Here is a 7186-nt window from a genome sequence, read left to right as displayed (position 1 = left end):
CGCGCCCGACGATGCCGAATCGCCGCTGCATCGGCTCGAACACACGCTCAGCCCGTGGATCGCCTTCCTGGTCGTGCCGCTGTTCGGGTTCGCCAATGCCGGGGTGTCGCTGGGCGGGCAGGGGCTGCACGTCCTTGCCGAGCCGCTGGTGATCGCGGTCGCGGCGGGCCTGTTCGTCGGCAAGCAGACCGGCATGCTCGGCGCCGTCGCGCTCGCGGTGAAGCTCGGCTGGGCGGAGCGGCCGGGCAAGGCATCGTGGACTCAGGTCTATGGCGTATTGCTGCTCGCCGGGATCGGCTTCACGATGAGCCTGTTCATCGGCGGGCTCGCCTTTACCGACCCAGCGCTGATCGACCGGGTCAAGGTCGGGGTGCTGATCGGATCGATCCTGTCGGGCCTGGCCGGGTTCGTGGTGCTGCGCTGGGTGGCGCGGCCGGCGCGCGAGGCATGATGCGCAAATTCTTCGATCCCCGGCAATTGCTCCACGCGCCGGCGCGCGAGCTGCATAATGGCGGCTTCACCGATTATGCCGAGACGCCGGCGCGCGCCGAGGCGATCCTGGCCGCGATCGGCGGGGCTGAAGCGCCCGAGGATCGCGGCGAGACGCCGATCCTGGCGGTGCACGATGCGGACTACGTCGCCTTCCTAAAATCGGCGGCGGCGCGCTGGGCAGAGGCGGGGCGGCCCGGCGATGTCGTCGGCTATGTCTGGCCGGTGGTCAGGCGCCGGCCGCTGCGGCTCGACCGGATCGATGCGCTGATTGGGCAATATAGTTTCGACGCCGCGACCCCGATCACCCCGCACACCTGGGATAGCGCTTATTGGAGCGCGCAATCGGCGCTCGCCGCGGCGCACGCTGTGCTCGACGGCAATCGCGCCGCCTTCGCCTTGTGCCGCCCGCCCGGCCATCATGCCGGGGCGGATTATTATGGCGGTTATTGCCATCTGAATGCGGCGGCGATCGCGGCGCAGGCCGCGCGCGATGCCGGCAAGCGCCGGGTCGCGATCCTCGACATCGACTATCATCACGGCAACGGCACGCAGGACATCTTCTGGTCGCGCGGCGACGTCTTCTACGCCTCGCTCCACGCCGATCCGGCGACCGATTACCCTTTTTACTGGGGCCATGAAGATGAGATGGGCGAGGGTGAAGGGCATGGCGCCACGCTCAACCTGCCATTGCCCCAGGGGACGACGCTCGACGCCTTTCGCCATGCGCAGGCCCGCGCATTGCGGGCGATCGCCGATTTCGGCGCCGAGTTGCTGGTGGTGAGCTTCGGCGCCGATACCTATTTCGGCGATCCCATCTCCGCTTTCAGGATCGAGACGCCCGATTATGCCGTGCTCGCCAAGGATATCGCCGCCGCGGGATTGCCGACCGTTATCGTGATGGAAGGCGGCTATGCGGTCGACGCGCTCGGCGAGAATGTCGCGAGCCTGTTGAGCGGCTTCTGACATGCCGCTGGCCAAGGGCAGTCCCGATTACCGGCGGTTGACGATGGCGATGCTGTTCGCCGGGTTCTCGACCTTTTCGCTGCTTTATTCGGCGCAGCCATTGCTGCCGCTGTTCGCGCATGACTTCCACCTGAGCGCCGAAGCAGCGAGCCTGGCCGTCGGGCTCGCGACCGGGCCGCTGGCGGTTGGCATCCTGATCGCGGGCGCGCTGTCCGACCGCTGGGGGCGGCGGCCGATGATGGTCGCGGCGATGTTCCTGGCGGGCGGGTTCAGCCTGGCGACCGCCGCGGCGCCGGGTTGGCCGGCACTGCTCGCCTTGCGCTTCCTGACCGGGGTGGCGCTGGCCGGCGTGCCGGCGGTGGCGATGGCCTATGTCAGCGAGGAGGTCGACCATGCCTCGGTCGGTTCGGCGATGGGGCTCTATATCGGCGGCAGCGCGATCGGCGGGATGGCCGGGCGGCTCGGGGTCAGCCTGTTGACCGATGTCGCGGGCTGGCGCGGCGCGGTGGCGTTGGTCGGGGTCGCGGGGATCGCGATGGCGGAGGCGTTTCGCCGGCTCGCCCCCGAATCGCTGCATTTCGTTCGCTCGGCGCCGCCGCTGGGCGAGGTGGCGCGCGGCTTCCTCGATCTGTTTCGCGACCGCGCGATGCAACTGCTATTTCTCGAGGCGTTCGTGCTGATGGGCGTGTTCGTCAGCATCTACAATTATGCCGGTTTCCGGCTGATGGCGCCGCCCTATTCGCTGGGACACGCCGCGGTCGGCGCGATCTTCCTGCTTTATCTGCTCGGCTCGTGGAGCTCGGCCTGGTTCGGCGGCGTCGCTGGCCGGCTGGGGCGGCGACGCATTTTCTGGATGCCGGTCGTGTTGCTGATCGCCGGAGTGGCGCTGACGGCCGCGCAGCCGCTCGCTTTGGTCGTGGCGGGGATCGGCGTGGTGACGATCGGCTTTTTCGGCGCGCATTCGATCGCCAGTGCCTGGGTCGGGCGTCGCGCGCTCGCGCAACGCGGGCAGGCAGCGGCGCTCTATCTATTCTTCTATTATGCCGGATCGAGTGTGCTGGGGTCGTTGTGCGGGATCGCCTGGACGCGCGCGGGATGGCCCGGGGTGGCGTGGTTCTGCGGGGCACTGGGCGCGATCGCGTTGATGCTGGGGCTCGTGCTGAGGACGATCCCGCCATTGCCACAGAACGAAGTGACGCCGCCCAAACCGCTCGGGACTGACTGAAATATTTTCGTCATCTGCGGGAACCGCGGCGCAACCGGAGCGTTTTTAACCAGCTTGAACGAAAGAGAGAGCATTTCGACGATCCGACGCTTCGCGCGTAGGATCGTCTTAGGGAGCCCCGCCGCACCATGTGCGACGGGGCTTACTCTTTTGTGGGGCCTCGCGGATCCCGCTTGAAGGTTCCGTGCCGTCGAAATTGGTTGGGACGGCACCTCTCCCACAGGGCAACGACGCGGAAGCAAGTTCCGCGTCGTCGGTCGGCGCCGGAGCGCCGCCGGCCGGTCTAACTGTCGCGAGCGGGCTTCGCCGCTCGCGCCGGTGCGCAGCTGGCGCTGCTCCCTACAGTTTAGACGTCAGCTCCGGCACGATCTTGAACAGATCGCCGACCAGGCCGATGTCCGCCACCTGGAAGATCGGGGCGTCCTCGTCCTTGTTGATCGCGATGATCGTCTTCGAATCCTTCATGCCGGCGAGATGCTGGATCGCGCCCGAAATGCCGATCGCCATATAGACTTCGGGGGCGACGATCTTGCCGGTCTGGCCGACTTGATAGTCGTTGGGGACATAGCCCGCATCGACCGCGGCGCGCGACGCGCCGACCGCGGCGCCGAGCTTGTCGGCGAGCGGCTCGATCACCGCGTGGAAGTTCTCGCTCGAGGCGAGCGCGCGGCCGCCCGAGACAATGATCTTGGCGCTGGTCAGTTCGGGACGTTCGAGCTTGGCGATCTCCGACCCGACATAGGTCGACACCGATTGCTCCAGCCCGGCGCTGTCGGTCGACACCACGTTGGCAGTACCTCCCTCGGGCGCGGCCTTCTCGAACGCGGTGCCGCGCACGGTGATGACCAGCTTCTTGTCGCTGGTCTGCACCGTGGCGATCGCGTTGCCGGCATAGATCGGGCGGGTGAACGTGTCGGCGCTCTCGACCGACAGGATGTCGCTGATCTGCATGACGTCGAGCAACGCGGCGACGCGCGGCGCGATGTTCTTGCCGTTCGACGTGGCAGGCGCGAGGAACGCGTCGTGATCGGCCATCAATTTGACGATCAGCGGCGCGACCGTCTCGGCCAGCGGATGTTCGAGCGCGGCATTGTCGGCGGTCAGCACGTTGCTGACCCCGGCGATCCTGGCGGCCTCGGCGGCGACGGCATCGATGCCCGATCCGGCGACCAGGAGATCGACTTCGCCAAGCTTCGAAGCGGCGGTGACCACGGCGAGCGTGGCGTCCTTGACGGTCTTGCCGTCATGTTCGACCCAGACGAGCGTCTTCATTTCGCGACTCCCAGAGCCTTGAGTTTGGCAACCAGCTCATCGACATCGGCGACCTTGACGCCGGCGGTGCGCTTGGGCGGTTCGACGACCTTGAGCGTGGTCAGCCGCGGGGTGACGTCGACGCCGTAATCGGCCGGCGTCTTCTGATCGAGCGGCTTCGACTTGGCCTTCATGATGTTGGGCAGCGAGGCATAACGCGGCTCGTTGAGGCGAAGGTCGGTAGTGATGATCGCCGGCAGCGACAGCTTCTCGGTCTCCGATCCGCCATCGACTTCGCGTGTCACGGTGACGCTGTCGGCGGTCAGTTCGACCTTGGAAGCAAAAGTCGCCTGGCCAACGCCGAGCAGGCCGGCCAGCATCTGGCCGGTCTGATTGTTGTCGTCGTCGATCGCCTGCTTGCCCAGGATCACCAGATCGGGCTTTTCGGCATCGACGATCGCCTTGAGCAATTTGGCGACGCCGAGCGGCTCGACCTTCTCGTCCGACACGACCAGGATCGCGCGATCGGCGCCCATCGCCAGCGCGGTCCGCAGCGTTTCCTGCGACTTCTGCTCGCCGATCGACACGGCGACGATCTCGGTCACGCCGCCCCCATTCTTACCTTCCTTCAGGCGGATCGCCTCTTCGACCGCGATCTCGTCGAACGGGTTCATCGACATCTTGACGTTGGCCAGATCGACCCCCGTCCCGTCCGCCTTCACGCGGGGCTTCACATTATAGTCAAGCACGCGCTTGACCGGCACCAAGACTTTCATTCCATCCACTCCTGTGGTCCCAACTCCTTCCCGGGGAGGAGAGGAGGTCAGTCCAAACCTTCTCCAGAGGGAGAAGGATAGCGCAGCTTGGCAGCTTGCTGCCTAGCGGAGCTTGGATGAGGGGATATGCTCTCGATAGGGTGATCCCCTCACCCAGCTACGCCTAGGGCCTTGCTGCGCAAGACCCAAGTCTACGCAACCCTCTCCCGACGGGAGAGGGGAATATCAAGCCGCCTTCTTAACCTCGGCGACGATCTTCTGTGCCGCGTCGCCGAGATCGTTGGCCGGAACGATCGCCAGGCCGGAATTGGCCAGGATGTCCTTGCCCTGCTGGACGTTGGTGCCTTCGAGGCGGACGACCAGCGGCACGCTCAAATTCACTTCCTTCGCCGCGGCGACGATGCCCTCGGCGATGATGTCGCAGCGCATGATGCCGCCGAAGATGTTGACCAGGATGCCCTTCACCGCGGGATCGCTCAGGATGATCTTGAACGCCGCGGTGACCTTTTCCTTGTTGGCGCCGCCGCCGACATCGAGGAAGTTGGCCGGGAACATGCCGTTCAACTTGATGATGTCCATCGTCGCCATGGCGAGGCCGGCGCCATTGACCATGCAGCCGATATCGCCGTCGAGCTTGATATAGGCGAGGTCGTATTTCGACGCTTCGAGCTCGGCGGGATCCTCTTCGGATTCGTCGCGCAGCTCCATCAGGTCCTTGTGACGGAACATGGCGTTGCCGTCGAAGCCGACCTTGGCGTCGAGCACCATCAGCTTTGCCCCAGAATCACCAGAAGCTTCGGTAACCGCGAGCGGGTTGATCTCGATCTGCTCGGCATCGGTGCCGAGGAAAGCGTCGTACAATTTGGACGCGACGTTCGCCGCCTGCTTGGCGAGATCGCCTTTCAGTTCGAGCGCGGCGGCAACGGCGCGGCCGTGATGCGGCATGAAGCCGGTCGCGGTGTCGATGTCGATCGCGTGGATCTTCTCGGGCGTGTCGTGCGCCACGGTTTCGATGTCCATGCCGCCTTCGGTCGAGGCGACCATCGAGACCCGACCGGTCGCGCGGTTGACGAGCAGCGCGAGGTAGAATTCCTTGGCGATGTCGACGCCGTCAGTGACGTAGAGGCGATTGACCTGCTTGCCATGCTCGCCGGTCTGGACGGTGACGAGCGTATTGCCGAGCATGTCCTCAGCGGCGGCGCGCACCTCGTCGAGCGTCTTGGCGAGGCGGACACCGCCCTTGGCGTCGGGGCCGAGTTCCTTGAACTTGCCCTTGCCGCGGCCGCCGGCATGGATTTGCGCCTTCACGACATAAAGCGGCCCGGGGAGTTGCCTGGCGGCGTCGACCGCTTCGTCGACGGTCATCGCGGCATAGCCGGCGGGCACGGGCACGCCGAATTTCGCGAGCAGTTCCTTGGCCTGGTATTCGTGAATGTTCATGAAGGGCCTTCTCTCGGGTTTTCGAAGAAAGGGAATGGGGAGGCCTTAAGCACAGCGGGAACGATGAATCCACCCCCGCTCGCCTTGGACTAGCAGTAGTTCTATAACGCGCGGGATGACCTGGGCTCTCGGCATGCTGCTCTTCCTCGCCACCGTGATCGCGATGGAGGGGTTCGCTTATGTGATGCATCGCTGGGTGATGCACGGCCCCGGCTGGTTCCTCCACGCCAGCCATCACCGGCCGCGGGCCGGCAGATGGGAACTCAACGATCTTTACGCGGTGATCTTCGCGGTACCGTCGATCCTGTTGCTGCTGGGCGGCGTCGATCTCGGCTGGTGGTGGGGCTGCAGCTGGATCGGCGCCGGAATCGCGGCCTATGGCGCGATCTATTTCGGGTTCCACGACGTCATCGTCCATCGCCGGGTCGCGACGCGCTATCTGCCGCGATCGGCCTATATGAAGCGGATCATTCAGGCGCATCGGCTGCACCATGTGGTCGAGACGAAGCGCGGCACGGTCAGCTTCGGCTTCCTGTGGGCCCCGCCGCCCGAGACGCTCAAGGCCGAGCTCAACCGCCGCGGCAATGCCGGCGTGCGCGCGCCGGCGATCTCGCTCGATAGTTGACGGTATAAACGCGCGGTGATCCTCGACTGGCATTTCTATGCGCTGGCGATCCCGGCGGTGCTGATGCTCGGCCTGTCCAAGGGCGGGTTCGCGGGGCTCGGCGCGCTGTCGCTGCCGATGCTCGCTTTCGTCATCTCGCCGGTCCAGGCGGCGGCGATCCTGTTGCCGATCCTGATCGTCCAGGATGTGGTCGGGGTCTGGGCGTTCCGCCGCACGGTCGACTGGCGATTGCTCGGCTGGATGATGCCGGGGGCGATCCTGGGGATCGTGCTCGGCTATCTGTTCGCCGCAAAATTGTCGGAAAGCGCGGTGCTCGGCGCGGTCGGCGCGATCTCCTTGCTGTTCGGTATCTATCGCCTCTGGGCGGACCGTAACGGCCCGCCGCAAGTGGCCAGGGGCTTTCCCGAGTGGCTC

The 7186-nt window shown here is 65.8% G+C and carries 8 protein-coding genes; 5 read left to right on the top strand and 3 right to left on the bottom strand.

Annotation, left to right across the window (positions count from 1 at the left end):
* The 3 genes from SAS01S_RS20930 to SAS01S_RS20920 form a co-directional block, all read left to right on the top strand.
* Positions 1 to 451 (top strand): Na+/H+ antiporter NhaA (locus SAS01S_RS20930; protein ID WP_174544997.1); only part of this gene is annotated, 451 nt, incomplete at its 5' end.
* Positions 451 to 1455 carry a histone deacetylase family protein gene (locus SAS01S_RS20925; RefSeq protein ID WP_066813002.1) on the top strand — a complete coding sequence of 335 codons (1005 nt, stop codon included), beginning with the start codon at positions 451 to 453 and terminating at the stop codon, positions 1453 to 1455. The genes SAS01S_RS20930 and SAS01S_RS20925, both read left to right, overlap by 1 nt.
* Before the next feature lies 1 nt (position 1456).
* Positions 1457 to 2680: an MFS transporter gene (locus tag SAS01S_RS20920; RefSeq protein ID WP_066813000.1), complete on the top strand. Its 1224-nt coding sequence runs from the start codon at positions 1457 to 1459 to the stop codon at positions 2678 to 2680.
* A 339-nt stretch (positions 2681 to 3019) separates the two neighbouring features.
* On the opposite strand, the gene SAS01S_RS20915 is transcribed toward SAS01S_RS20920, so the two are convergent.
* The 3 genes from SAS01S_RS20915 to sucC form a co-directional block, all read right to left on the bottom strand.
* Entirely contained in the window at positions 3020 to 3952 is a 933-nt protein-coding gene (locus SAS01S_RS20915; protein ID WP_066812998.1) for an electron transfer flavoprotein subunit alpha/FixB family protein, read from the bottom strand.
* A complete protein-coding gene (locus SAS01S_RS20910) occupies positions 3949 to 4707 on the bottom strand; it encodes an electron transfer flavoprotein subunit beta/FixA family protein (RefSeq protein ID WP_066812997.1) in 759 nt (252 codons plus the stop codon). The genes SAS01S_RS20915 and SAS01S_RS20910 overlap by 4 nt, the downstream gene beginning before the upstream one ends.
* 225 nt (positions 4708 to 4932) lie before the next feature.
* Positions 4933 to 6147, bottom strand: a complete 1215-nt coding sequence (gene sucC, locus SAS01S_RS20905) for an ADP-forming succinate--CoA ligase subunit beta (protein ID WP_066812995.1) — start codon at positions 6145 to 6147, stop codon at positions 4933 to 4935.
* Positions 6148 to 6262: 115 nt separating this feature from the next.
* On the opposite strand from sucC, the gene SAS01S_RS20900 reads away from it, so the two are divergent.
* A complete protein-coding gene (locus tag SAS01S_RS20900; protein WP_066812993.1) occupies positions 6263 to 6772 on the top strand; it encodes a sterol desaturase family protein in 510 nt (169 codons plus the stop codon).
* A 15-nt stretch (positions 6773 to 6787) separates the two neighbouring features.
* Positions 6788 to 7186, top strand: a 399-nt coding sequence (locus SAS01S_RS20895) for a sulfite exporter TauE/SafE family protein (protein ID WP_157082933.1), incomplete at its 3' end; no start/stop codon positions are given.

The organism is Sphingomonas asaccharolytica NBRC 15499, assembly GCF_001598355.1.
In the GTDB taxonomy this organism is placed as follows: domain Bacteria; phylum Pseudomonadota; class Alphaproteobacteria; order Sphingomonadales; family Sphingomonadaceae; genus Sphingomonas; species Sphingomonas asaccharolytica.
This window is presented reverse-complemented; position numbering and strand designations above follow the sequence as displayed.

Coding starts and splice junctions, on each gene's coding strand:
- SAS01S_RS20925 (WP_066813002.1), top strand. CDS start 451: ATGCGCAAATTCTTCGATCCCCGGCAATTGCTCCACGCGCCGGCGCGC.
- SAS01S_RS20920 (WP_066813000.1), top strand. CDS start 1,457: ATGCCGCTGGCCAAGGGCAGTCCCGATTACCGGCGGTTGACGATGGCG.
- SAS01S_RS20915 (WP_066812998.1), bottom strand. CDS start 3,952: ATGAAGACGCTCGTCTGGGTCGAACATGACGGCAAGACCGTCAAGGAC.
- SAS01S_RS20910 (WP_066812997.1), bottom strand. CDS start 4,707: ATGAAAGTCTTGGTGCCGGTCAAGCGCGTGCTTGACTATAATGTGAAG.
- sucC (WP_066812995.1), bottom strand. CDS start 6,147: ATGAACATTCACGAATACCAGGCCAAGGAACTGCTCGCGAAATTCGGC.
- SAS01S_RS20900 (WP_066812993.1), top strand. CDS start 6,263: ATGACCTGGGCTCTCGGCATGCTGCTCTTCCTCGCCACCGTGATCGCG.